Source organism: Hymenobacter seoulensis (genome assembly GCF_054780535.1).
Genome location: NZ_BAAGWD010000003.1, coordinates 451470 through 474298, shown reverse-complemented (window position 1 = coordinate 474298; position 22829 = coordinate 451470). Strand labels below are relative to the sequence as shown.

General features: G+C 58.4%; 23 protein-coding genes. 7 read left to right on the top strand and 16 right to left on the bottom strand.

From position 1 onward, the window contains the following. Nucleotides 1-16: 16 nt before the first annotated feature. The 5 genes from ACYVHC_RS15675 to ACYVHC_RS15655 all read right to left on the bottom strand — a co-directional run bounded on the left by ACYVHC_RS15675 (nucleotide 17) and on the right by ACYVHC_RS15655 (nucleotide 4891). Nucleotides 17-1687: a M28 family peptidase gene (locus ACYVHC_RS15675; RefSeq protein ID WP_460614724.1), complete on the bottom strand. Its 1671-nt coding sequence runs from the start codon at nucleotides 1685-1687 to the stop codon at nucleotides 17-19. A 39-nt stretch (nucleotides 1688-1726) separates the two neighbouring features. Beyond that, nucleotides 1727-2485 carry a hypothetical protein gene (locus ACYVHC_RS15670; RefSeq protein ID WP_460614723.1) on the bottom strand — a complete coding sequence of 253 codons (759 nt, stop codon included), beginning with the start codon at nucleotides 2483-2485 and terminating at the stop codon, nucleotides 1727-1729. Between the two features lie 46 nt (nucleotides 2486-2531). Continuing rightward, nucleotides 2532-2888, bottom strand: coding sequence for a hypothetical protein (locus tag ACYVHC_RS15665; RefSeq protein ID WP_460614722.1), 357 nt, complete (start codon nucleotides 2886-2888; stop codon nucleotides 2532-2534). A gap of 42 nt (nucleotides 2889-2930) precedes the next feature. Beyond that, complete coding sequence (locus ACYVHC_RS15660; RefSeq protein WP_460614721.1) at nucleotides 2931-4235, bottom strand: PAS domain-containing protein; 1305 nt, start codon at nucleotides 4233-4235, stop codon at nucleotides 2931-2933. Between the two features lie 206 nt (nucleotides 4236-4441). Beyond that, a complete protein-coding gene (locus ACYVHC_RS15655) occupies nucleotides 4442-4891 on the bottom strand; it encodes a GNAT family N-acetyltransferase (protein WP_460614720.1) in 450 nt (149 codons plus the stop codon). A gap of 235 nt (nucleotides 4892-5126) precedes the next feature. On the opposite strand from ACYVHC_RS15655, the gene ACYVHC_RS15650 reads away from it, so the two are divergent. Beyond that, a complete protein-coding gene (locus ACYVHC_RS15650; RefSeq protein WP_460614719.1) occupies nucleotides 5127-5675 on the top strand; it encodes a DUF4136 domain-containing protein in 549 nt (182 codons plus the stop codon). 108 nt (nucleotides 5676-5783) lie between these two features. Next, nucleotides 5784-6137, top strand: a complete 354-nt coding sequence (locus ACYVHC_RS15645) for a hypothetical protein (protein WP_460614718.1) — start codon at nucleotides 5784-5786, stop codon at nucleotides 6135-6137. A gap of 104 nt (nucleotides 6138-6241) precedes the next feature. On the opposite strand, the gene ACYVHC_RS15640 is transcribed toward ACYVHC_RS15645, so the two are convergent. The 3 genes from ACYVHC_RS15640 to ACYVHC_RS15630 all read right to left on the bottom strand — a co-directional run bounded on the left by ACYVHC_RS15640 (nucleotide 6242) and on the right by ACYVHC_RS15630 (nucleotide 9134). Then, a complete protein-coding gene (locus ACYVHC_RS15640; RefSeq protein ID WP_460614717.1) occupies nucleotides 6242-7444 on the bottom strand; it encodes a Gfo/Idh/MocA family protein in 1203 nt (400 codons plus the stop codon). A 192-nt stretch (nucleotides 7445-7636) separates the two neighbouring features. After that, on the bottom strand, nucleotides 7637-8095 hold the full coding sequence (locus ACYVHC_RS15635) for a hypothetical protein (RefSeq protein ID WP_460614716.1): 459 nt from the start codon (nucleotides 8093-8095) through the stop codon (nucleotides 7637-7639). A gap of 217 nt (nucleotides 8096-8312) precedes the next feature. After that, nucleotides 8313-9134 carry an aldo/keto reductase gene (locus tag ACYVHC_RS15630; protein ID WP_460614715.1) on the bottom strand — a complete coding sequence of 274 codons (822 nt, stop codon included), beginning with the start codon at nucleotides 9132-9134 and terminating at the stop codon, nucleotides 8313-8315. Nucleotides 9135-9205: 71 nt separating this feature from the next. Here ACYVHC_RS15630 and ACYVHC_RS15625 point away from each other — a divergent pair, with 71 nt between their 5' ends. Next, nucleotides 9206-9766: a prolyl hydroxylase family protein gene (locus ACYVHC_RS15625; RefSeq protein WP_460614714.1), complete on the top strand. Its 561-nt coding sequence runs from the start codon at nucleotides 9206-9208 to the stop codon at nucleotides 9764-9766. 36 nt (nucleotides 9767-9802) lie between these two features. Here the strand turns inward: ACYVHC_RS15625 and ACYVHC_RS15620 are convergent, their stop codons facing one another. The 4 genes from ACYVHC_RS15620 to ACYVHC_RS15605 all read right to left on the bottom strand — a co-directional run bounded on the left by ACYVHC_RS15620 (nucleotide 9803) and on the right by ACYVHC_RS15605 (nucleotide 13289). Next, complete coding sequence (locus tag ACYVHC_RS15620) at nucleotides 9803-11302, bottom strand: PQQ-dependent sugar dehydrogenase (RefSeq protein ID WP_460614713.1); 1500 nt, start codon at nucleotides 11300-11302, stop codon at nucleotides 9803-9805. A 45-nt stretch (nucleotides 11303-11347) separates the two neighbouring features. Beyond that, nucleotides 11348-11530 (bottom strand): hypothetical protein, encoded by a 183-nt coding sequence (locus tag ACYVHC_RS15615; protein WP_460614712.1) that lies wholly within the window; start codon nucleotides 11528-11530, stop codon nucleotides 11348-11350. 125 nt (nucleotides 11531-11655) lie between these two features. Continuing rightward, nucleotides 11656-12537, bottom strand: a complete 882-nt coding sequence (locus ACYVHC_RS15610) for a pirin family protein (protein ID WP_460614711.1) — start codon at nucleotides 12535-12537, stop codon at nucleotides 11656-11658. Between the two features lie 95 nt (nucleotides 12538-12632). After that, entirely contained in the window at nucleotides 12633-13289 is a 657-nt protein-coding gene (locus ACYVHC_RS15605) for an HAD family hydrolase (RefSeq protein WP_460614710.1), read from the bottom strand. Between the two features lie 372 nt (nucleotides 13290-13661). On the opposite strand from ACYVHC_RS15605, the gene ACYVHC_RS15600 reads away from it, so the two are divergent. The 4 genes from ACYVHC_RS15600 to ACYVHC_RS15585 all read left to right on the top strand — a co-directional run bounded on the left by ACYVHC_RS15600 (nucleotide 13662) and on the right by ACYVHC_RS15585 (nucleotide 19157). Continuing rightward, nucleotides 13662-15863: a TonB-dependent receptor gene (locus ACYVHC_RS15600; protein ID WP_460614709.1), complete on the top strand. Its 2202-nt coding sequence runs from the start codon at nucleotides 13662-13664 to the stop codon at nucleotides 15861-15863. 370 nt (nucleotides 15864-16233) lie between these two features. Then, nucleotides 16234-16923 carry a hypothetical protein gene (locus ACYVHC_RS15595; protein ID WP_460614708.1) on the top strand — a complete coding sequence of 230 codons (690 nt, stop codon included), beginning with the start codon at nucleotides 16234-16236 and terminating at the stop codon, nucleotides 16921-16923. Nucleotides 16924-17001: 78 nt separating this feature from the next. Continuing rightward, a complete protein-coding gene (locus ACYVHC_RS15590) occupies nucleotides 17002-18120 on the top strand; it encodes a sensor histidine kinase (RefSeq protein ID WP_460614707.1) in 1119 nt (372 codons plus the stop codon). 239 nt (nucleotides 18121-18359) lie between these two features. Further along, nucleotides 18360-19157: a LytR/AlgR family response regulator transcription factor gene (locus ACYVHC_RS15585; RefSeq protein ID WP_460614706.1), complete on the top strand. Its 798-nt coding sequence runs from the start codon at nucleotides 18360-18362 to the stop codon at nucleotides 19155-19157. Nucleotides 19158-19381: 224 nt separating this feature from the next. Here ACYVHC_RS15585 and ACYVHC_RS15580 read toward each other — a convergent pair whose 3' ends face one another. The 4 genes from ACYVHC_RS15580 to ACYVHC_RS15565 all read right to left on the bottom strand — a co-directional run bounded on the left by ACYVHC_RS15580 (nucleotide 19382) and on the right by ACYVHC_RS15565 (nucleotide 22820). Next, on the bottom strand, nucleotides 19382-20173 hold the full coding sequence (locus ACYVHC_RS15580) for a LytR/AlgR family response regulator transcription factor (protein ID WP_460614704.1): 792 nt from the start codon (nucleotides 20171-20173) through the stop codon (nucleotides 19382-19384). A 113-nt stretch (nucleotides 20174-20286) separates the two neighbouring features. Further along, nucleotides 20287-20784, bottom strand: coding sequence for a DoxX family protein (locus tag ACYVHC_RS15575; protein ID WP_460614703.1), 498 nt, complete (start codon nucleotides 20782-20784; stop codon nucleotides 20287-20289). A 23-nt stretch (nucleotides 20785-20807) separates the two neighbouring features. Beyond that, nucleotides 20808-21860 (bottom strand): sensor histidine kinase, encoded by a 1053-nt coding sequence (locus ACYVHC_RS15570; RefSeq protein WP_460614702.1) that lies wholly within the window; start codon nucleotides 21858-21860, stop codon nucleotides 20808-20810. A 3-nt stretch (nucleotides 21861-21863) separates the two neighbouring features. Continuing rightward, complete coding sequence (locus ACYVHC_RS15565; protein WP_460614701.1) at nucleotides 21864-22820, bottom strand: alpha/beta fold hydrolase; 957 nt, start codon at nucleotides 22818-22820, stop codon at nucleotides 21864-21866. Nucleotides 22821-22829: the final 9 nt, after the last annotated feature.

Sequence of the window (22829 nt, the reverse complement as noted above, 5' to 3'; positions counted from 1 at the left end):
TTACCTGGCGTACTAGCTAGGGCTGCTGCGCAAACCGCTGCCCAAAAAAGTCGCCGGGGTTCCAGGTGGGGCGCTGCGGGTTTTGAGCTACCAGGTAGCCAATCAGGAAGTTAAGCTGCACGTATTTCTGGCCTGCTTCAAAGTCAAACGTGCCGTTGATGTCATCCTGGGGCTTGTGGTAGGTGAGGGCGCGCCACTTCTGTACCTGCTCGCTGAGGTTGTTTTTGCCATCGGCGGTGCGGTTGCCGTACTTGATGTGCAGGGCCGGAATGCCCTGCGCCACGAAGCTGTACTGGTCGGAGCGGATAAAGCGGTTCTGGTCGGGCTCCGGGTCTTCTTCCACCGTCAGGTTGAGGTAGCGCGCGGCTTCGGCCACGGGTTGGGCCAAGGTGGAGTGTTTGGCCCCCAGTGGCACCACCGAAAGCAGGGGCGCAATAATGGTGGGCATATCGGTGTTTACATCGGCCACAATAGCCGATTTTGCTACCGTAGGGCGGGCTGCAAAGTAGGCTGAGCCTAGGAGCCCCAGCTCTTCGCCGGTTTGCAACACCAGCAAAATGCTCCGCTTGGGTTTCTCCTTCAGGCGCGAATACAGCCGGGCAATTTCCAGCACAGAGGCTACGCCAGAAGCGTTATCGTGGGCGCCGTTGTAGATAGAGTCGCCTTTCACGGGAGTGCCCACGCCTAGGTGGTCGAGATGGGCCGAGTGCACCACGTACTCCTCGCGGAGCTTGGCATCGGAGCCCGGAATTTTGCCAACCACATTGTAACTTTCAAAGTCTTGGTAGCTAGATTGCCAGCTGGCCTGCAACGTGCCACCCAAGGCCACCGGAGCCGGCTTACCTTGGCGCAGGCTACCAAATACGCGGGCCGTATCGGACGCCACGCTACGCAGCAGTGTTTGTAGGCCGGCCACTGATACGGTGCCCGTCAGCTCAATGCCCGAGCCACTGATAAAACCGCGCGCCGCGGCTACGCGGCCATCAGTGCCTAGTACACTAGTGGTAGTTATAGGCCGGCTGCCGGCAGTAGCGGCCGCCGTCGTGGGGGGCTTCATGGAAGAGAACAGCACACCAACTGCGCCGTGGCGGGCGGCGGTTTGCACCAGCAGCGTTTGGTCTTGGCTGGCAGCAGCCACAGTGCTGGGGAAGCTGCGAGGAGCTCCGCGCACAATCACTACTACCTTGCCTTTCACATCAAGGCCCTGGTAGTCGTCGTAGCCCTGGTCGGGGGCCGAAATCCCATAGCCAGCAAACGCTAACCCCGAAGCGGCCAGGCTGGTGCTGGGCTTTTCGGGGTGGGGGTAGAGGTGAACATCGGAGGGAGCTAAGGCCGTGCTGCCGGCCGCCGGCTGGTGCGTGACGGTAGCGCCCGGGCTGGTAGTGGCGCGGCGCAGGCGCACGCGCTGGGTAAAGCTGCCCTCCTCGCCGGCCGGCTGCACGCCAAAGCTTTTAAGCTGATTGGTTACGTAGTCGACGGCCAGTTGGTAGCCCGGCGTGCCCGGCTTGCGGCCCAGCAGTCGGTCATCGGCTAGGTACTGAATGTGCGCTTTTATATCGTCGGGCTTCACCTTGGTCAGGGCCTTGGCTACGCGTTTCGGGACGGGGGAAGTGGTTTGAGTGGTTTGGGCAGAAGTGGAGCCGGCAAGCAGTATGCCGGCTGCCAGCAGGAGGGGCAGTTGTTTCATCGGCCCAAAATACGCAGCCGCGCCCGTACCTGCGCCAGCTTACTTGGTTCTGCTCCAGCTAAAGGTGAGGGTAGTAGCTGTGCGCTTGCCCTGCGTGTAGGCTGGCCGCCAGCGGGGCGAGGCCAGAATCAGGTTTTGCAGAAACGTGGTTTCTGTTTGGGTGAGGGTAGTAGGAAGCAGTACCTGTTGCAACGAAGCAAAGCCCAAGGAGTCTATCTGCAGCTCTGCCCGAAACCCTTCAGGCTTAATTTTTCGACGTAGTTCCGGCTGTGCAAGTGCTTCTTCCAGAAAGGCGCTAAACTCAATTTTGCCGTAGCTTAAAAAATGAGGCCCGCGTTGTTCGTCTATTGAGGTAATAAACCTGCGAGGGGTAAAGGTGGCCGGCAGTACGCGTACTAGGTGCTTGGTGGCTGTAAGGCTGGTGCCGGCAATTCCCATAGAAAGACCAATCCGATCCTCGCTGTAGCGGTACCACACGTTATTGAGACTGTCGCGGATTATGAGCTTAACGCTGGGCGTAGTAGTAGCCGGACCGATGCACAGCACATCTGCATAAATGAAGTCAGAATACTGCTGGGCGGCCAGCTGCGCAAACTCCTGGCGGTCGTGTACTACGCGGTAGCCCATACGGGTAAGTTGGTCGGCTACCAGCTGGCGTACCGGTGCCCCATCAAATGCCTCACCTAAGGCATTGACGCCCCGGGGAGCCAGTACCTGCAGGAAAATGGAATGAGGCTGTTGTTGCCCAAAAGCAGATAACGCGGCTGCCCACAACAGCAGCAAGAAAATAACTCTCATTCTATAAAATCGTCACACTATCTGGCGGCTGGCCTACCGTTGAGGCCTAGCCTGCGGATGCTTGCTCTAGCTGCTTAAGCAAACTTTCAATGCGGGCGGCATGCGCATCGAGGCGCTCCAAGCCCGAGCGGGATTCCTCTAGCTGGCCGCGTTGGTATTGTTGCACCAGCTCGCGACTGGTATCGAGCATGCGCTGCAACTCCTGCTCCAGCTGCTGCACAAACAAGGTGGCGCCATACTGCGGCTTTAGCACCGCGTACAGCCATTCGCCCAACGGGTTTTCGCGCATGGAAAACATGGTTGGGTCGGGCTCCCGAACTCCATAAAGAATGGAGCGCAGCCGCGACTTAAACAGCACCTGCTTGATGCGAGCCTGTTGAAAATCAAGGTTGGTTAACTCCATACTAACTGAAATAAGCGCCCGAAAGCAGAACAAGTATTCGGCCTAGCGAGCATCAGAATTCAGTTTCTCAATAGCCTGGCGGGATAACACCAAATCCGTAACATCGAAGGCAAACACAGTGATGCCCGCCTTGTGTCCGTTTTCCTGAAAGAGTTGATAGGTAAAGTTGAGGTAGTGTCGCTGCAAGTTGCCGCTGCCATCCTGGTCGAGCATAATTTCTACTTCCTTGCCCTCGAAGGTCTGGCCCGTGTTGTACACGCCATCCAGCAACTCTATAAAGCCTTGTTCAATAACTTCGGGCAGGGCCTCTTGCACAGTTTTGCCTACTAGCTCACGGTTGGGGAACAGCTGCTGATACGGCGGGTTCACGAACTCAAAGCGGTGCTCCGGCCCGCGCAGAATGCAGATCAGGGCCGGCGTCTGGATGAACAGGTTATAGAACGTTTCGCGCTGCTTTTGCACCTGCTGAAACGCCTGGTACGCCTGATCAGAGAGGATGGCCTGCTGCTCGTTTTGCTCCAGCAGCTCCTGCACCATCTGCTTCTGGTCCTGAATGTCGGTGCCGCCGCCTACCCACATGGTAATGTGGCCTTGGGAGTTGCGGTGGGGCTGGCCGCGCATCAGAATCCAGCGGTACTGCCCATCGTGGCGGCGCAGGCGGTACTCGGCCTGGTAGGGGTTGCCGGTGCGTACGCTTTCGTGCCACAGGCCCAGTATCCGCTGCTGGTCATCGGGGTGAATTTGCTGCAGCCACTGCTCACCGGTTTGCTGGCCTAGCGTGCTGCCCGTAAACTGCAACCAACGGGAGTTAAAGAAATCGCGCTGCCCATCGGGAGAAGCCGTCCAGATCATCACGGGCAACGACTCCAAGATAAAGTTGGTGCGCTCCTGCTGCCGCGCTAGTTCAAGCCGGGTTTGCTCGCTGAGCAGTTCCGCCCGATACCGCTCGGTCACGTCCTGGGTGCGCTGTAGAATAAACTCCAGTTGGCCTTGCTCGTCCAGAACGGGGTAGTGCGTAGCCTCCCAGTACCGCTCTTCTAAGCCGCCTCCCTGCTCGCTGGGGCGCTCCAGGTCATAACGAATTAGAGGCATAGTATGTGGCTCCCGGTACAGGCGCACGTGCTCATGCGACTCCCGAATGATGCGGGCCGACTCCTCATCGGAGGCTGGATAGGCCTCAAAAAAGGGTTTGCCTACCGCCTCCTCCCGGCTTTTCATCGAGACCCGCTCGTGGCTGTTGGTGTTATCAAGAATGGTTGCGTCAGCATTCGGCGCAATCAGCAGAAAGTTGTCGGAGAGGGCATGAAACAACTTCTGGTAGTTAACCGGAAATTCGGGAGTAGGCATGATGTGATGAAAGAGCAGGTATAAAACGCTTGCTACTAGGCGAGCCCGCCGCTACAGCGGAACAGTAAAACGTAATGCTTATTACTAAACTAGCCGAAAAGACGGCCGGCACTGTGCGAGGTGGTGGCGTAAAATACGATAAACTGAACCGTACAAAGGTAGGGCCAGAATGATGCTGGCCCCAGCGGTTTAGCGCTGCAAGAAACCTAGGCGCGAATCATGTGGATGTGCGGAATATCGTCTTCTAGGTAGCCTTCGCCCACCTGCCGGAAGCCGAAGCTTTCATAAAAAGCCTGCAAATACAGCTGGGCCCCAATCTGGATGGGCTGCTCGCCAAATAGCTCGGCAACCGCCGCAATAGATTGCCGCAGCAGCTCTTGGCCCAGCCCGTAGCGCCGGAATTTGGGGCTTACCACCACCCGCCCGATGCTGGCCTCGGGGTAGCTGATGCCGGCCCCAAACAGGCGGGAGTACGCCGCTAGCTCACCTGCCTCGGTAAACCCTAGCAAGTGATGTGCCGCTTGGTCCTGCCCATCAATGTCCTGAAAAGCGCAGGTTTGCTCCACCACAAATACCTCCGAGCGAAGTTGCAGCAGGGCATACAGTTCCGCCAGCGTAAGAGCAGAAAAGGGTTTGGTAGTCCAGGTTAACGTCATGAGGCGAAAATAGTAGCACGAAGGCCGCAAAGATGGGCGGTATTAGGCAGAACGCAGCATGGGGCAGCGCTTAGGCCGGCCGGCGCGTATACCTATTGGCTGCTCTCTGCAGTAGCTGAGTTGTTAGCCACTCTTTGTCCGCATCTGGTGGGGCGGATTCTGGCGGTGATTTCACTAGCCCTAGGGGCTGGCTAAAGTCCTGCTTACCCGCGCTGCCACATTCTACTTTATGCTTATGAAAACGCTTTTTTTCGTGCTTGCGCTAGGGGTGGCCACGGCCGCCTGCTCCCCGGTTCGGGTAGAATCAACTACCCAAACACCGGGCGTGAATTTCACGGCCTACAAAACGTATAATTTCATGGATGTTTCGGCCCGGAACGAGGCCTTTTTTGCCGGGGGCGCCCTAGGGGTAAATGAGCTGAAGCAAGCCGTGGCCCGCGAGATGGAAAGCCGCGGCTACCAGCGCGCCGACTCGCCAGACTTGTGGGTAAATATTGGGGTAGTAACGGAGCAGAAAGTGCAAACGCGCGAAACCAACATTCGGGAGGCGCCGCGCTACATAGGACAGCGCCGCTACCATTGGCAAAGCCAGCAGGTACCCGTCGGGACGTACCAGGAGGGCACCGCCACCGTGGACATTGTAGATGCGGCCCGCAACGAGCGAATCTGGCAGGGTGTGGCCGCCAGCACGCTTTCCAAAGACCCCGAAAAACTAGCTTCCCGCATCAATGAGGGTATTGCCACTTTGTTTGAAAAGTACCCGGTAAGCCCCACCAAGCCCTAGAAAAGTAGGGCCTGTGGTCACCTGGTTTGGGTTTGCTGCGTACAGCAGGCTAGCAGGGCAACTACTCTTTCCTGTCAATCCGCATCCTCACCTACCTCTTCCTATCTCATGGCTAAGCAAAAGAAATCAGCAGCAAGCAAGACAACGGCTGGCAAGCCAGCAACTGGCAAAAAAGTTAAGGTTAGCAAGAAAGTGGCACCGGGTAAACTAGCTCTTATTGGGGCCGGCGTGGCCGCGGTAGCTACGGGCATTTACCTGGCGGCTACCAAATCGAAGAGCAGTAAGGCGGCCGCCCCAGACCTGAAGAAAACTGCTGCAAAGGGCGCTCCTGGCAAAACGAAAAAAGGCGCTGCCGCCGATGTAGATGTGGCCCTGACCAACGAGGTAGCCAGCTACACCGAGCACAACCCTAAAAACGCCGCCAACTTCACCGACGACGGCGCCACCGGCAACGCCGACTAGGGTTACACCTGCTTCGAACCTAAAACAGCCAAGGCTCCTGCACATACGGGGGCCTTGGCTGTTTTGGGGTAGGGGTTTAGCCCGCAGCCAGGGGTAGCAACCGGCTAGCGGCCGCTGGCTTGGTCTAGTACGGCCACCACATCCTTGGTCGATACCTTCTGGCCAGTTTCGGCGGCGCGGTAAATGGCTTCCAGAATCTGCACGTCGCGCAGGCCCATTTCGCCGGGCACGCGGGTGACTTTGTTGTTGAGCACGCAGTCGGCAAACTCATCCATTTGGCGAGCCTGTTGGGGCACGTTGGGCAGGTTCATGGGGCCTTGGCTGGTGCGCCCTTCCAGGCCTCCATAGCCAAAAGCTGGCCGCAGTTCCATCCAGCCTTTGGCAGCTTCGGCGTGCAGGCGGCTGTTTAGGTTTTCGGCGTAGCTGGTGCGGCACTCGGCCACGGCGCCATCGGCAAACTGCATTTGCCAGTTTACGCCGGCTTCTACTTCCTTGAACAAGCCTTTCGGGTCGGGGTTAGGCGCCAGTTTGGCCGTTACGGAAACGGGCAACTGGCCTTTGGTATAAATAACGCCCTGTACGCAGTAAATACCCATATCCATGAGCGGTCCGCCGCCAGCCAGCTTCTTGCTCACGCGCCAGGGGGTGTCGTTAGTAAAGCGAAACCCATTGTCGGCCACTAGGCTTTTGATGGGGCCTAGCACCTCTCGCTGGCCTAGGCGCATCATTTCCTGGTGGTGAGGCTCGTGGTGGAGGCGGTACCCAATGCCAAGCTTTTTACCGGCCTTCTTTACCGCTTCAATCATGCGGCGGCAGTCTTCGGCAGAAGTGGCCATGGGCTTCTCGCAGATGACGTGCTTACCGGCCCGCGCGGCGCGCTCCACAAACTCGGCATGCATACCCACGGGCAGCACCACGTACACAATGTCAATGTCGGGGTTGTCGGCTATTCTATCGAAGGTCTGGTAATCGTAGATGTTCTTGTCGGGCAGGTTGTACTGCTTTTTCCACCTAGCAGCTTTTGCGGGCGTACCCGTCACGATGCCGGCCAGCTTGCACAGCTTGGTTTCCTGTAGGGCCGGCGCCAGCTGGCTCGTGCTGTACTTGCCCAGGCCTACCAATGCCACGCCTAGTTGTCGGCCCGTCTGCCACGCCTCTCGGCTGGCTGGCCCGTAGCTTATTTCCTCCAGCCACGAAAGAGGTTGCCCCACCGCCGAAGCGCCCACGAGCGTTGCCCCAAGGCCTAAGGACAAGGTGCGCACAAAGTCCCGGCGCGAGGAATACGAAAAGGTATCAGAATGAAGCATAGCGTAGCCATAGATAGATGATAGATAGAAGTACCTGATTTTACCTGTACGGGTTGCTGCCGCTAGGTAGTATTTAACTCTATAATAGTTTGGCTTAGTGATGTATAGGTTGTCGATAATACTGTATGTGCTACACAAAAAGGCCTGGCGTGGGCCAGGCCTTAAAAAGAATTTGTCGCAGAAAAACCACGTCTATTCGGTGTACGTGTACGCCCCGGTTTTGGCAATTACTTCGCTGGTGCTGCTGCCAGGGGCTCTGGCAAGCAGATAAAAATACACCGTAACGGGGTGCTTCAACCGAGTATCCTTCCAGAGCTCTGAGAGAGGTATAGTTAAGCTAGTTTTGCCCGCCCGGTCTGAAAGCACCGCCGTGGAACTAGAGCCTGTTCCAATGGTGGTGCCAGCCGTAGTGGTTTCAAACTGCGCTGTGATGGAGTAGATGTAGTCCGTTCGCTGGTTTTCGGCCAGGGCATATGTGAGGGTGGCAGTGATAGTGGACGCGGCCGATAGCTTGGCGCCTGTTGCCGGCGTTACTGCATCCGCCGCAATAGTGTTAGGCGCTGGGGTAGGAGGTGTACTAGGGGTAGGAGTGTTCTGCTTATCGTCCTGGCATCCGGATAAGGAACTTCCACCGACTATTAGGCCGATCATTAGAAAAAGTGCTTTGCGCATGCTGATAATGATGAAAATGGGTAAGTAGATATAAAAGAAGCAGCCTGAAAAATAGACCGAGACTAAAGCAAAAGGCCCGAATATATAGGCTTTCCGGTACTTTCTCGGAAAGCACTTGGCGCAGCCGGATGAGGCTGGCTGCCTTGTACCCTTCAGTGGATATGAAGCGCGCGGAATACTAACTAAACAGTGGGCATTACAGTGCCCGGACAAAAGCCGCCATTTTCTCGCGCGTAGCGGAGTCTGGCATGGGGCCTTCCGCAGCAAGTAGATTATCGGCAAGGTGCTGAGGGTTGCTGGTGCCAGGTATCACGCACGTCACGGCCGGATGCGAGAGAATGAACTTGAGCAGAAACTGCGGCCAGCTGCTGATGCCCAGTTCGGTGACCCATTCCGGCAGGGTATGGCGGCGCACTTTGCCTAGTAAGTTGCCCTCCGTGAAAGGCCGATTGATAAGCGTTGCTACCCCCAGGTCGGCGGCGGCCGGGAGCAGGCGCTGCTCAGCATGGCGGTCCAGGACGGAGTAGTTAAACTGCACAAAGTCAAAACGCTCGGTGCGCAGCACGTGCTCCAGCTCCGCGTGCATAGAGTCAGTGTAGTGCGTGATGCCGAGGTAGCGAACTTTGCCCGCCGCCTGCCACTCGCGCAGCGTAGGCAGGTGCGTTTGCCAATCTACTAGGTTATGAATCTGCATCAGGTCGAGGTGCGAGCGGCGCAGCTTGCGCAAGGATTCCTCCATTTGCCGGATGCCCACCGCGTGCCCCTGGGTCCAGACTTTGGTGGCGTAGAAGAATGCGTTCTGCGTGGGCAGCAGAGCTGTCAGCTCGCCTACTACCGCCTCAGCCCGCCCGTACATCGGTGATGAATCAATGACGCTGCCGCCGGCCGCTTGCAATACCTGGAGGGTTTCGAGTAGGCCGGGGTGTGCTACCGCATTCCCAACATCAAAGGTTTGCCACGTGCCTAGGCCTATCACGGGTAGCGGCTCCTGGCTGGAAGGAATTAAGCGGGTACGCATGTGATAGGGTAGTTCTGGATGAGGAACCTACTATATTGCTTGCCAATCAATCAGATACACACTGCGCTTCATTGAAATACAACAAGCTAACCGATACCATATTCACAGTTGAAGACTTCCTGAGTCGTAAAGAGTGCCTCGACTACATCATACGTAGTGAGGGCCTCGGGTACGAACGAGCGAAAGTAAATACGGCCAGAGGGTCCAAAGTGATGACCAGCGTACGCAATAACAACCGCGCCTTCTATAACAGCGAAGAGTTGGCTGCTAGTCTCTGGAATAAAATTCGCCCCTTCGTACCCGAGCAGCTAGGCAACAGCACGGCTATTGGTCTTAACGAGCTGTTCCGATTCTATCGTTACCAACGCGGCCACCAGTTCAAGGGCCACTTTGACGAAAGCTACGTGCGTAACGCTACAGAAGCCAGCTACTTTACCTTCATGGTGTATCTGAACGATAATTTCGGGGGCGGTGACACCACGTTCCGGGGCCTCCGAATTCAGCCTAAGCAAGGTATGGCCCTGATTTTCCTGCATAGCCTCTACCACGAAGGAAGTGAAGTAACGCAGGGCGTGAAATACGTGCTTCGAACCGATGTCATGTATCGTACAACACAAACCAGTTTAAACTAGCTGCGGATAGTTAGCTGGGTGGCGTGCATTCCAAAACTACTGCTGCCGAAGTGCCGTGAGCAGTGCCGTGGCCTGCTGGCGTACCCGGGCTTTTTCTTGCTGCGTTAGGTTAGGCTTCAGGAGCAGATCAAAGAGGGGCTGCTGCCCAGCCGGAAGGCCGGCCCGTTTCACGCGCTGATCCTGGGGCTTTAGGCGTTTTACTAGGGTAGTAACCTCCTGCAAGGCTTTGTCAGGACTGATAGCGGGGTTTGCGGGCATTGGAGGGGTAGTGGCCGAGCCTCCACCCATATACCGAAACTCGACAATGCATCCTTTGCAAACGGTACCTTTGGGTGCTTCCTCTGAGGGGCCGGAAGTGACGGATGCGCTGTCGGTGGCCAGGTAAATGCGGGTGCCATCCGGCGAAAGCGCTAGGTCGCGGTAGCGGACAGGGGCTTTAAAATACATCAGTGTATCGGAGGCAATGCCGGTACCATTCTCATGTAGTTTCAGCCGAATCAGCTTGCCCCTTTTCAGAGTCGGAATCAGAAGGGAATTTTGCCAGCCCGGAATAGTAGTGGCAGTATACATGGCCAGGCTGCTTGGGGCTTCTGAGTTCCAGGTGGGTTGGGCTGGAGCTTGGTTGCGTATGCGCGTGAGTATGGTGGTCAGGAACTGGTTGCTTAGCGGGTAAAGCGAAAAAATGGGGTTGCGGTACGCAGCGCCTAGCTGGGTAGCAGCTGCCTTCTCGCTGCCAATGGTGGGGTAGGTAGTGTGCCAGCGGCCCGGCAGGCTTGGGTGCTCCGAGGCGGCGGCAGCTAGGCCATCATAGTTGCCATCAGCCAGGCCAATCACGAGGGGGTGGCCATAGTTTTTGCCTTGCTCCACGAGGTTGATTTCGTCATCAGAGAAAGGTCCGTGCTCAGAGGAGTACAGCCGGCCGGTACCGCCTACCACCGCATACGCCAGGCCTTGGGCGTTGCGGTGGCCTAGGCTCCAAACGGCGTTGGGGCCTTGCTGAGAGAAGGGGTTGTCGTGCGGAATCCAGCGCCCCGCCGGGGTAGCCTCTGCCTGGGGCTCCAGATGAAAGCGCAGCACTTTGCCCTCGTACGACGTTGGGTTTTGAGCGTGGTTAGGCCGCCCCCCGTTTTCAAATTGACCGGCTCCTAAATCGCCCACGCTATAAAACAGGTAGTCGCGGCCTTGTACCGGCGCAATCAGGAGGCGGCCGGCGTTGTGGTCGTTGCTGCCCGGAATAGTGTCGCTGAGCACTTGGGGGCGGTTCAGCGTTTGGGCTTTGGCATCGTACTCGTAGCGTACCAGGAGGGTAGTGAAGAAGTAGCCGCCATAGTTAGGCGCGCAGCCGTTGCCCGGTTCCTGAGCACCTGCAAACCGGTAGATGTAAGCCAGGTACACGTAAGGCTTACCAGTAAGCAACTGCGGATGCAGGGCTAGGCCCATCAGTCCGCCCTGGGGCCAGGGCTTGCCGCCATCTACCTCGTCCGGAATCTTATCATAGCGCGGAAACTCCCGGGCTTTGCTCAGGTCCAGCAACACATGGCGGGTGCCGGTGGCAGGATCAATACGGCTGACGCGGTAACCTCACGCTTCCGTAACCCACAGGTAGTTATCGGGGCCATACGTTATTTCCCACGGGTCGCTGAGCTGCTTAGCTACCACGCGCATGGCAAACTGCTCGCCTTGGGGGCCGGTACTCGTTTGGGCGGAGGCCAGGTAGGGTAGCAGGGCCCCTAGGCTCCAGAGTAGTATCAAGCGTAGCCGCATAACATAAAGTAACGCCGGTAAGTAAGGTAGATAGCCCGCAGGCGCCTTTTGCTTACTTACCGGCGTTACTTTATGTTATGCTTGACCTTGTCAAAAATGACTAGGGCGGCGCTCCGGGAAGCTGGTTATTCGTCTTCCGGAAACGTGCCCATGCCTCCGCTTTCAAAGTCGGCAATGGCTTGTACCAGCTCTTGGTTGGTATTCATCACGAAGGGGCCGTAGGTAGCCAGTGGCTCCTCAATAGGAGCGCCGGACAGCACCAGCAGAACCGCGTCTTCAGTGGCGGTGAGGTGCACGTCCGGAGAGTCCCAACCAAATACTACGAGTTGCTTGGTGGTGGCCGGGCGGTTGCCATGAAGGGTAATGCTGCCTTTCACCACATAAATGCCCACGTTATACTCAGCCGGTAGCTGCAAGCTGGTCTCGGTACCGGCGGGCAGGTGCACATCCAGCAGCGTGATAGGTGAGAACACCTCCGCCGGACCCGCTACCCCCTCGTACACACCTGAAATTACGCGAATGCTGCCGCGGCCATCAGCGGTAGGCACACTAGGTATGCTTTGGGTCCGAATGTTCTGGTAGCGGGGTGGGGCCATTTTATCCTTCTTGGGCACGTTTACCCACAACTGTAGCAACTCCAGGGTGCCGCCGCGGCGAGCAAATTCTCGCTCGTGGCGCTCCTCGTGCAGCAAGCCGGCGCCAGCCGTCATCCACTGCACGTCGCCGGGGCCCAGGGTGCCGCTGTGGCCCGCCGTGTCGCGGTGGGCGAGGTAGCCTTCATACACGACGGTTACGGTTTCGAAGCCGCGGTGAGGGTGCGGCGGCGTGCCCAGGGGTGCCTCGGTGGGCGTTACGGCCATGGGGCCGGTGTGGTCGATGAGCAGAAACGGGCTGAGCTGCCGAATGCGCGGCCCCGGCATGGGGCTGGTCACGTCGAACCCATCACCCACCACTTTTTTGTTGCCATCAATCACCTGAAAAATGCGGCGGCCAGAAGAAGGGTTCATAGCGAAAGTAAGGGTAGTAAAAAGTACGAGCCGCGCTCTGGCGGTACACCTCAGCAACCACCCAGCTAGCCGGCAGGTTTACGGAGGTAGCAGGCCTAGTCCTGAAGCAACGTGCGCATAAACGGATCGGTGAAGTCGGCGGCGAAGTGCAGCACGTTAGGCAGCTGCTCAAACTCGGCGGCCTGATGCGTAGTGGTTAGGATAACGGCGTGCATGCCCGCATTCTGGGCGGCTTCAGCCCCTTTTGGTACATCTTCAAACACCAGACAGTCTTCGGGAGGCACACCCAGCTGGGCCGCGGCTTTCAGAAATGTTTCGGGGTGGGGCTTGCTAAGCGTCACGTCATCGGCACTAACTACGGCACTGAAGTAGCGCCTGATGTCGAGGCCATCAAGTACAAAATCAATGTTGAACGGAATAGCCGCCGAGCCAATGGCCAGCAAAATGCCGCGCGCATGCGCCTGCTCCAGAAACTCCTGCAAACCTGGCAGCAGCGCCAGGTGCGGCCGAAATTCCTGCTGGTAGCGCTGCTCTTTGCGCACGGCTAGTTCCTCCATTTCTTGCTCCGTAAATCGGTCGGGGCCAAACATGCGCACCAGTACTTCCTGGTTTTTGCCGTACATCTGGGGCTTTACTTCCTCCCAGCTAAAACTGCCACCCAGCTCATGGTTAAAAATGTGTTTCCAGGCGCTGGTGTGGTAGTCCATGTCATGAATCATGGTGCCGTTGAGGTCAAAAAGGAATGCTTTCATAAGGAGGTGATACCGGAAGAGAAGGGCGCCAGAGGCCAGCGTAGCCCATGCAAAATAGCCTCTTTACGGCCCAACGACTCATACCGCTAACACTAGGCTGCTTTTCCTTAGCAACCTCGGCGAGTAGACACCCAGCCAAAACCGGTGGCACAAAGGCGGCTGCGGCCGCTTTAAGGCCCTATAGTCTGCATTCTGCTTACTACCAGCACCACTGGTTGCAGTACCAATGGGTACAGGCTATACCACACGGATTTCCTGCTACCGCAGCGGATTTCCTTCGCTTCATCGGGCAAAACCAACGCTTCGGTAACAGCAAATTTTATCGGAATGGGCAGCGGGCCACATTTGGTTCATCCTTACGCTGCTACCCTCATGAAACGACTGCTACTCCTTGCACTCCTGCTGCTGGCCCCGACTCTAGGCCTGCTGGCCCAGTCTACTACCCGCATCAGCGGCATCATTCTCGACGCCGACAGGCAGGCGCTGCCGGGCGTAAATGTGTTTCTCAAAACCACCTTCGATGGGGCCACGACCGACTCGCTAGGCCACTTCTCCTTCGAAACCGAGCAGCCTGCCGGCGCCTATGCGCTGCAGGCCAGCTTGCTGGGTTTCGTGACGGTGGAGCGGCCCGTGACGCTGAGCGGCGCACCAGTCCGCCTCGATCTTACGCTGAAAAGCACGCCGCATGCGCTGGGCTCGGTGGTGATTACGGCCGGCGCCTTTGAAGCCAGTGATGAGCACCGCAGCGCCGCCCTCAACACCCGCGACATCCAGACTACGGCCGGGGCCCTGGCCGATGTAGCAGCGGCCTTCAACACGCTGCCCGGTACCACGCGGGTAGGCGAGGACGGTATGCTGTTCGTGCGGGGTGGAGCGGCTTCCGAAACCAAGATTTATATGGATGGGCTGCCCGTGCAGAACCCGTATAACGCCACCGTAGCGGCGGTGCCGGCGCGCGGCCTATTTTCGCCTAGCTTGTTTAAAGGCACCGTGTTCAACACCGGCGGCTACTCCGCTCTGTACGGGCAGGCACTATCGGGCGTGTTGCTGCTGAACTCCACTGATCTGGCTCCGGAAACGCAAACCGGCATTTCCGCCACTTCGGTATTTGTGGGTGCCTCCCGCACCAAGCGCTGGGAGCGGACCTCCCTCGATGCCACCCTCGACTACACCAACCTGACGCCTTACCAGCACCTGCTGCCTCAGAACGTGACGTGGTACCAGTCGCCGCGCGGGCTGAACGCCTCCGTGGGGTTGCGCCACCGCACCGGGCAGGCGGGCATGCTGAAAGTGTATGGCACCTGGAGCCAGCAGCAGCTCAGCATTGGGCAGCCCAGCCCGGAGCCCGCCGGCCAGCAGAAAGTGGCCCTGCGTAGCGGCAATGGCTACCTCAACACTACCTTCCGCAGCCCCTTGCGCCGCGGCTGGAGTCTGCAAACGGGCCTTAGCCTCAGCCGCGACAACCAGCGCCTGGCCCCCGACACCGTGCGCCTCCGCACCCTGGAGCAAGCCGCCGTAGCCCGCGTAGTGCTCATCAACGACTCGGCTGCGGCCCGCTGGAACGTGAAAATAGGCGCCGAAGTGCTTGCCCAGAAAGTAACCCAGTACATCCAGCCCAATGCTGCTTCGGCAACGGTATACACACCTTCTTTCTTGGAAAAAAGAGTGGCTGGGTTTCTGGAAACTGACTTTCAGCTGTCGGATAGGCTAGCGGGCCGTATGGGCGGGCGCGGAGAATATTCCGCATTGCTAGGCCAGTGGAATGCCGCCCCGCGCCTCGCGCTAGCCTATCAAACCACCGAAAACAGCTCCCTCTCCGGCGCCTACGGCCACTTCTTCCAAACACCCGACAACAGCTTGCTGCTGGTGCAGCCCAATCTGCGCTTCGAGCAGGCCACTCACTCGGTGCTCACGTACCAATACACCCACGACCGACAGCTGCTGCAGGTAGAGGCCTACCACAAAACCTACCGCCACCTCACCCGCTACGACGGCCCAAACATCCGCAACGCACAGGCCTACAATAACGGTGGCAATGGCTACGCCCGTGGCCTGGATATACTGTGGCGCGACCGGAAAACAGTGAAGAACCTGGAGTACTATTTCAGCTATGGGTTCCTGAATACCAAGCGCCAGTACCGCCAAGACCCAGTAGCGGCCGTGCCCACGTTTGCGGCGCGGCACAACGTGTCGGTGGTGGGGAAATATTGGGTTTCGAGCCTGCATACGCTGTTTGGAGCCACGGCCAGCTACGGCAGCCCCCGCCGCTACCACGACCTCAACGACCCTGAGCAGGCCTACAACCAGAGCCAGCTACCGAGCTACCAGGATCTGAGCCTCAACGCCAGCTACATCACCCGCCTGTTTGGGCAGTACACGGTGGTGCACCTAGCCGCCTCCAACGTGCTAGCACGCCAGAATGTGTACGGCTACCGCTTCGCCTCCCAACCTGACCTAGGCGGCAGCTACAACCGCGTAGCCATAATGCCCACCGCGCCGCGCATGCTCTTTCTGGGGGTGTTTATCTCGATTAACAAGCAGCACCCGCTGAATGTGAACGAGCGGCCAGAGTAAATGACAGTTTGTAACTCCCCTCAGATGAGGAGAGGCTGGGGGTGGTTGAAGTGGCCTAGAACGTCTCTATTTAGAACAACCTATCAGCCCGTCATGCTGAGCGGAGTCGAAGCATCTCTACTGCTTCATTGAAATAGGCTTAGGCCAGTTGGTTAGCCAGAGGTAGAGATGCTTCGACTCCGCTCAGCAGGATGGGCATTGTAAACAACGATTGGTCAACCACCCCCAACCCCTCCTCATCTGAGGAGGGGAGCTTAACACTATTCAACGCGCTTCATCCGGCTTATCCGACGGTTCGGTAACAGCAAATTTCTTGTGGGTCGGCGCTAGGCCACTTTTGACTCACCAACCACTACAAACCCTTTCTCTCATGAAAACGACCCTGTTTACTCTCGCCCTGGTTGCCGCTTCTTTTGCCGCCGTAGGCCAGTCGGCACCCGCTGCGCCCGCCGCTGCTGCTACCACTGATGCTTATACTTCGCTGATGGCTGCTACCATTCAGGAGCTGATGAGCACCGGCGACGCGGCCAAGCTGAAACAGGTAGATGCCAAGCTGGAGCGTGCGGCTACCGTGGCTCCTAAGGACTGGCTGCCCCGCTACTACCAGGCCTACGCCCGCCTCATCACCTGCTTCGTGAGCCAGGAAGATGGCGACACGAAAGACAAGTACCTCGACCAGGCCGAAGCCGCGCTGGCGCAAGCCCGAAAGCTGGGCGGCGACGCGTCGGAGCTGCTGGTGCTACAGAGCTATATCTATCAGGCCCGCCTGGGTGTGTCGCCGATGCTGCGCTCCGTGAAGTACTCCGGTATGGTAACCGAAACTCTGGCCGAAGCGAAAAAAGCCAACCCTGCTAACCCGCGCATTTATCTGGTGCAGGCCAACAATGTCTACTACACGCCCGCCATGTTTGGCGGTGGGGCCGAGGTAGCAAAGCCGCTGTACCAGGAGGCCAAAACCCGGTTTGCCGCCTTCAAGCCCACCTCTCCGCTGATGCCGAACTGGGGTGAGCGGCAGCTCGACGGCCGGTTAAAAGGCTACGAAACGGCGTCGGCCAAATAGGCCTGAGTGGCCTAGCCCCCGCGCGGCCGGCTCCAGTATCATTTCGTCTGCTTTATTTGCCTGCTTAAGGCCTTGAATATGCTTGAATCAGCTTTGTCTTCGACGCGCCCGGTCTCGGCGGAATCTGCTGCCGCGCGGGAAAACTCCGTCAAGAACCTGGGCAAGCATTATCCGCACCGGCGCTGGGCCGTGATGATGGGCCTGATGCTAGCTATGTCGTTGGGGCTGAGCTTGCTGTTTTGCCGGGGCTGCAAGATCTGGAGCGAAGATTTTCTGGTCACGTTCGGCTACAACTTCTGCTACACCACTGGCCTATGGCTGGCCAATGGCTACCCCAACGAGTGGCTAAACCGCCGCGTCGATTGGACACAGCAGCCCATTCGGCGGTTTCTGATTACGCTGTCCTTTTCGCTGGTGATGTCGTTGCTGGTCATTCTGCTGGTCACGGGCGGCTTCCTGGTGTTCTATCATCACCGGCCGCTCAGCTCGCTTACGTGGCGGCCGTTTGTGGTGCCGCTGCTCATTACAGTGGTTATTTCCCTGTTTCTGCACAGCCGCTCGTTTCTGCTGGGCTGGCGCGAAGCCGCTATTCAGGCCGAGCGCCTGCAGAAGGAAAATGCCCAGGCCCAGGCCGACTCTCTGCGCCGCCAGCTCGACCCACATTTCTTGTTCAACTCCCTTAATGCCCTGACCTCGCTGGTAGAGGAAAACCACCCGGCCCGCGCCTCCCGCTTTATCCGGCAGCTCAGCCAAGTGTATCGCTACGTGCTCGATAGTCAGGACCAGGAAGTGGTGCCGCTCGCTGAGGAAATGCGCTTCGTGGAGGCCTACCTGTTTTTGCAGCGCACCCGCCTCGGCGAAGGCGTGCAAGTAGAAATGCATCTGCCGCCCGCCACCGAATTAGAAACTTTGCAAGTGCCGCCGCTGGCCGTGCAGCTGCTCCTGGAAAACGCCCTGAAGCACAATGCCACGTTGCAGCGCGACCCACTCCGCATCAATATTGAATTGGATGCCCAGGCCCGCACCCTCACGGTGCGCAACTTCCGCCGCCCGCGCCGTCTCGCCGACGGTGAATCCATGGGGCTAGGCCTGAAAAACCTGCAAGCCCGCTACGCCTTCCTGACCTCGCAGCCCGTGCTGGTAGAGCAAACCGAAGCGGAGTTTCGAGTGGTGCTGCCCGTGCTGGAACTGCGGTAGAACCTGAATGGGTTGCACAGTACAAACTTCTGCTGTCATCAAACCCGTCATTCCGAGCTTGTCGAGGAATCTCGCGTGCTGATGTCTGATTACTCTGGCAACGTCAGCCAAGCGAGATTCCTCGACAAGCTCGGAATGACGTTCTGCTAGGTTGCTTTGCTTTCGCTGAGGGGCCAAACCAAACCGCCAGCCAGATATCTGCTGGATAAATCAAACGCATAAAATCTGCATTTTCGCCTATGCCTTCCACTTCTACCTTGACTCTTAAAGCCCTGATTATTGAAGACGAGCCGCTGGCCGCCCGCCGCCTTACGGAGCTGCTGCGCAAGCAGGATCAGCCGGTAGAGATCATCGGTAAGGCCGAATCGGTGGCGGAAGCGGAGGCTTTGCTGCAGTCGTTGCGGACGGCGCCGGATGTGCTGTTTCTGGATATTCATCTGGCCGATGGGCTGAGCTTTGAGCTGTTTGAGCGCCTGGAAATCACCAGCCCCGTCATCTTCACCACGGCGTATGACAAGTATGCGCTGCGGGCCTTCAAAGTAAACAGCGTCGACTACCTCCTCAAGCCTATCGCCCCGGAGGAGCTGACGGCGGCGCTGGCGAAATTGCAGCGCCAGCGCGAAGCTACTATCCCCGCCTTCGACGCCAACCTGCTGGCTCAGGTGCTGCGCCAGGCCCAGCCCGCCAAGGAGTATAAGTCGCGGTTTGTGGTGCGGGTAGGGGAGCACCTGAAGGCCATTCCGGTGGAGCAGATTGCCTACTTCGCCAGCCTCGAAAAAGTGACGCTGCTGCACACCCGCGAAGGCCGCAAGTTTGTCGTCGACTATACCCTAGAACAGCTAGAGGGCATGCTCGATCCGACAGAATTCTTCCGCCTCAACCGCGCCTATCTGGCCCACGCCGAGGCCATCCACGACATCATTCACTACACCAACTCCCGCCTCCAAACCATCCTCAAGCCCACCGCCCCCGACAACGACACCGTGCTCGTAAGCCGCGAAAAAGTAGCCGCGTTTAAGGCGTGGCTGGATCGGTAATCAGGCTTAATGAGTAAGCGCCATATAAACCAGACCGTCATGCTGAGCGCAGTCGAAGCATCTCTACCTCTGGCTAATTAACTGGCCTAGCAACGATTCAACGAAGCGGTAGAGATGCTTCGACTGCGCTCAGCATGACAGGTACTATTGCAATGTCAGCACGCGAGATGTCTCGACCAGCTCGACATGACGTTCATTTGCAGCCGTTCTAGTAAGCTTCTTGCTCACCCTTCTAGCCAGTTCTTTACCGCTCCTGCTTTCTCTCGGCTCACCAACACCTCGTCGCTGGGCGCGGGCTGCAGCTCTAGCAGCAGCTTGCCATTGAAGTGCGGGTGCAGGCGTTGTACGGCGGGCAGTTGGGCGATGAACTGGCGGTTGAGGCGGAAAAACAGGCTAGGATCGAGCAGGCTTTCCAACTGTTCCAGGGTGTAGTCGACCACGAAGCGGCGGCCGTCGGTGGCGGCGAGGGTGGTGGTTTCGTGGCGGCTCTGGAACCAGGCCACTTGCGCGGCAGGCAAGGGCAGGAGTTGCTCCCCGCTGCGGACGAGAAAACGGGTTTTGTACTGGCGGTCGGGGCGAGGCAAGGCATCAAGCAGCCGCTCCAGTTGGTGGGCCGTGGCGTCCTTTTCGGGGAGGGTAACAGCAGCTGTTCCCGGTGCTGTGCGCCACTCGCGGAGCTTGGTGAGGGCCGCCTGCAGTTCTGCCATCTTCACGGGTTTCAGCAGATAATCGACGCTATTGGCCTTGAAAGCGCGGATAGCGTAGGCATCGTAGGCCGTGGTGAAGATGATGGGGCTGCGCACCACGGCTTGCTCGAATACTTCGAGGCTAAGTCCGTCGGCGAGTTGAATATCAGACAAAATCAGGTCGGGCGCGGGGTGGGTGTCCAGCCACTGCAAGGCGCCGGCCACGCTGTCGAGGACGGCAACGACATGCGCTTCGGGCGCGGCCTGGCCTAGCAGCCGCTGCAGCCGCTCGGCGGCCGGATATTCATCTTCGAGCAGCAAAACTGTCATTGAGAAAAGCAACGTTGAACAGAGGGAGAAGTAGGGGTTATGTGCTGGCGGTGCCCACGAAACCTTACGCTGTAGCACTGTGCATTCTGACAGGCATAAGCAGAGCAGCGGGCTTAGGGCTGAGATTCGTGAAACGGCTTCAGCAGGGCCTGAAAGAACGGCAGGTACAAGGCAAAATACCACGTCCAGGCCATAAAAAGCAGCTGCAGCGGAATCCGGAACCAGAGGTAGCGCGGGCCGGGGCCATCCGGGGCGCCGGTTTGGTAGTTGAGGTGGCCTAGCGCCGCGTGAATGTTGGCTGGCAGAATCAGCACGAAGAACAGCAGCAGGCAGTAAGCAGTACGCTCGCGCCATTCGGGGAGCAGCAGGCCCAGAGCGGCGGCCAATTCCAACACCCCCGTGGCGTACACCAGGGCTTTTTTGGCGGGCAGAAACTCCGGGAGCATCCGCATCATGCCTTGGGTAAAAGCAAAGTGCCCGATGGCGGTAAACACCAGCATGGCCGACATAGCGCCTGTTCCGGCCAGCACGAAATCAGCCTCGCCAAACACGAAATGCGTGCCAGCCGCCAGCACGCCGAATACAATCAGAAGAACAAGCAGTGGTTTCATAGCGAGCAGGGTAAATGAGTGGCCTAAGAGGCGCTGAGCAACGGCAGCCGCACCCGAAACCAACCGTCGTCGGCGCTAACTTCTACTGGCCTCGGCGCTTGCAGCAATTCGTAGCGGTGGCGCACGTTGCGTAGGCCAGTGCCGGTGCCCGGTGCCAGGCCCGCCGTGCGCGGACGCAGCGTGTTTTCTACAATGAAATAGCCAGAGGATAGGTCGGCTGTGAGGCGCAACTCTAGTGGGTGTTCCCGTGAGGCAACGTTGTGCTTTAGAGCGTTTTCTACGAGTAGCTGCACGCTGAGCGGGGCTACTAACTGGCCTAGTGCCTCGGGTGGCACGTGCTGGGTCACACGCAGGTTGTCGCGGAAACGAACCTTGTGCAGGGCCAGGAAAACATCTACAAAGGCCAACTCCTCACTGAGCAGCACGGTGGTTCGCTCACGGGCCAGCAACACGTAGCGGTACACGTCGGAGAGCTGCTCCACGAACTGCTGGGCAGGTTCGTTTTCGGGCTCGATGAGGGCGGAAAGGGTGTTGAGGGAGTTGAACAGAAAGTGCGGGTCGAGCTGGCTTTGCAGGGCTTCAAGCTGACTTTGTACGCCGGCGCTCTGGAGCTGCTCGGCCCGCCGCACGTTGTCGGCCCACTGCCGAAAGAAGTTCGAGCTTTCGTAAATCAGCTGCACCACAACCGTCGGGACCATATTCAGGCCGAACTCAAACCAGAACGTAGGCCAGTCGAGCCGGGTGTTTTGCAGCAACCCCACAATGCTATCCAGGATCAGCGTAACGACGGCCGTGATGGTGGTATTAAGTGCTGCCAGCAGCCACAAACGGCGCACGGTTTGATCAACGCGCGGGAAGCGGCGAAACAGGGCAATCCAGAGGGCCCGGCCCGTAAACCAAAAAGAGCAGGTGAACAGCAGCGAAACGCCCCAGTTAATCAGAAAGACCGGAAAGGAAGTTACATGCAGGACACCTCGCGGCAACATCACCAGCACCGACAGCACCGGGATGCCGATGAGCAGAAACCACCGGTCGTTTAGGCGGATAGGGGTGGGGCGCTCAGATGCGACGGACATAGGTTAAGATTTGCGAGGCAGCTTTTGCACGAAGCTAACCACCGCCTGCCGAAACTGAACCGGCTGCTCCAGAAAGGAATAGTGCTTGCCGGGCAGCACCGCTACTTGTTGCTTCGGGAACCGGAACGACTGCGGTGTAGCACCCGTGGTGCGGTCATCCTGGCCTACAATCACCAGCGTGGGCATGGTGAGCTGGGCCGTAGCGGGCGTGTAATCCTGACCATAATCGGGCAGGCGGCCGCTGAAGACCTGGGTAGCAAAATCCTGGTTGGCAGGTACTGCCCGAACAACGCGGCTGGCGCGGGCAGCCAGAGAATCGGCGGAGTATTGGAGCTGGTAGGCCAGTTTCTTTTGCTGAAGCGCGCCCATCACCATGCCGAAACGCTGCATCATCGGGATGTTCGTGTTAAGCTGCTCAGCGGCAGGTAGCAGGGACGTGCCATACTGCAGCATGGCTTCCAGCGAGGCCGAAGGGTTCAGCACGCTGTTCACTAAGATCAAGCCCTGCACCCGCTCGGGGTATTTGGTGGCGTAGGCCGTAGCAATGGTTCCTCCGAATGAATGCGCCATCACTACCCACCTCTCTAGGCCTAGGTGCTGCCGCAACTCTTCCAGATCCTGCACCATGCGCGCCATAGAGTAATCTTTGCGCACTGAGCTGGCCGAGCGTCCGCTACCGCGCTGGTCGAAGTACACCATCCGCAACTGGTCTTCGAGCCGGTTGCCGCCTAGCTTCTCAAACGAGTAGCTGCCCGCGCCCGGCCCGCCGTGCACAAACACGCACGGCGTCCCCTTACCCAATACCTGCACAAACAGCTTCACGGAATCCGAGGTGAGCAGGGTGGTAACGCCATTGGAGCGGGCGGACGGGTTGGTTTGCGCCAAACACTGGCCTAGGCTAGTCAGAAGTAGCAAGCAGGCAAGCAGGAAACGCAACGGACGGAGGCAGAGGCTGGTCATGGGAGTAGC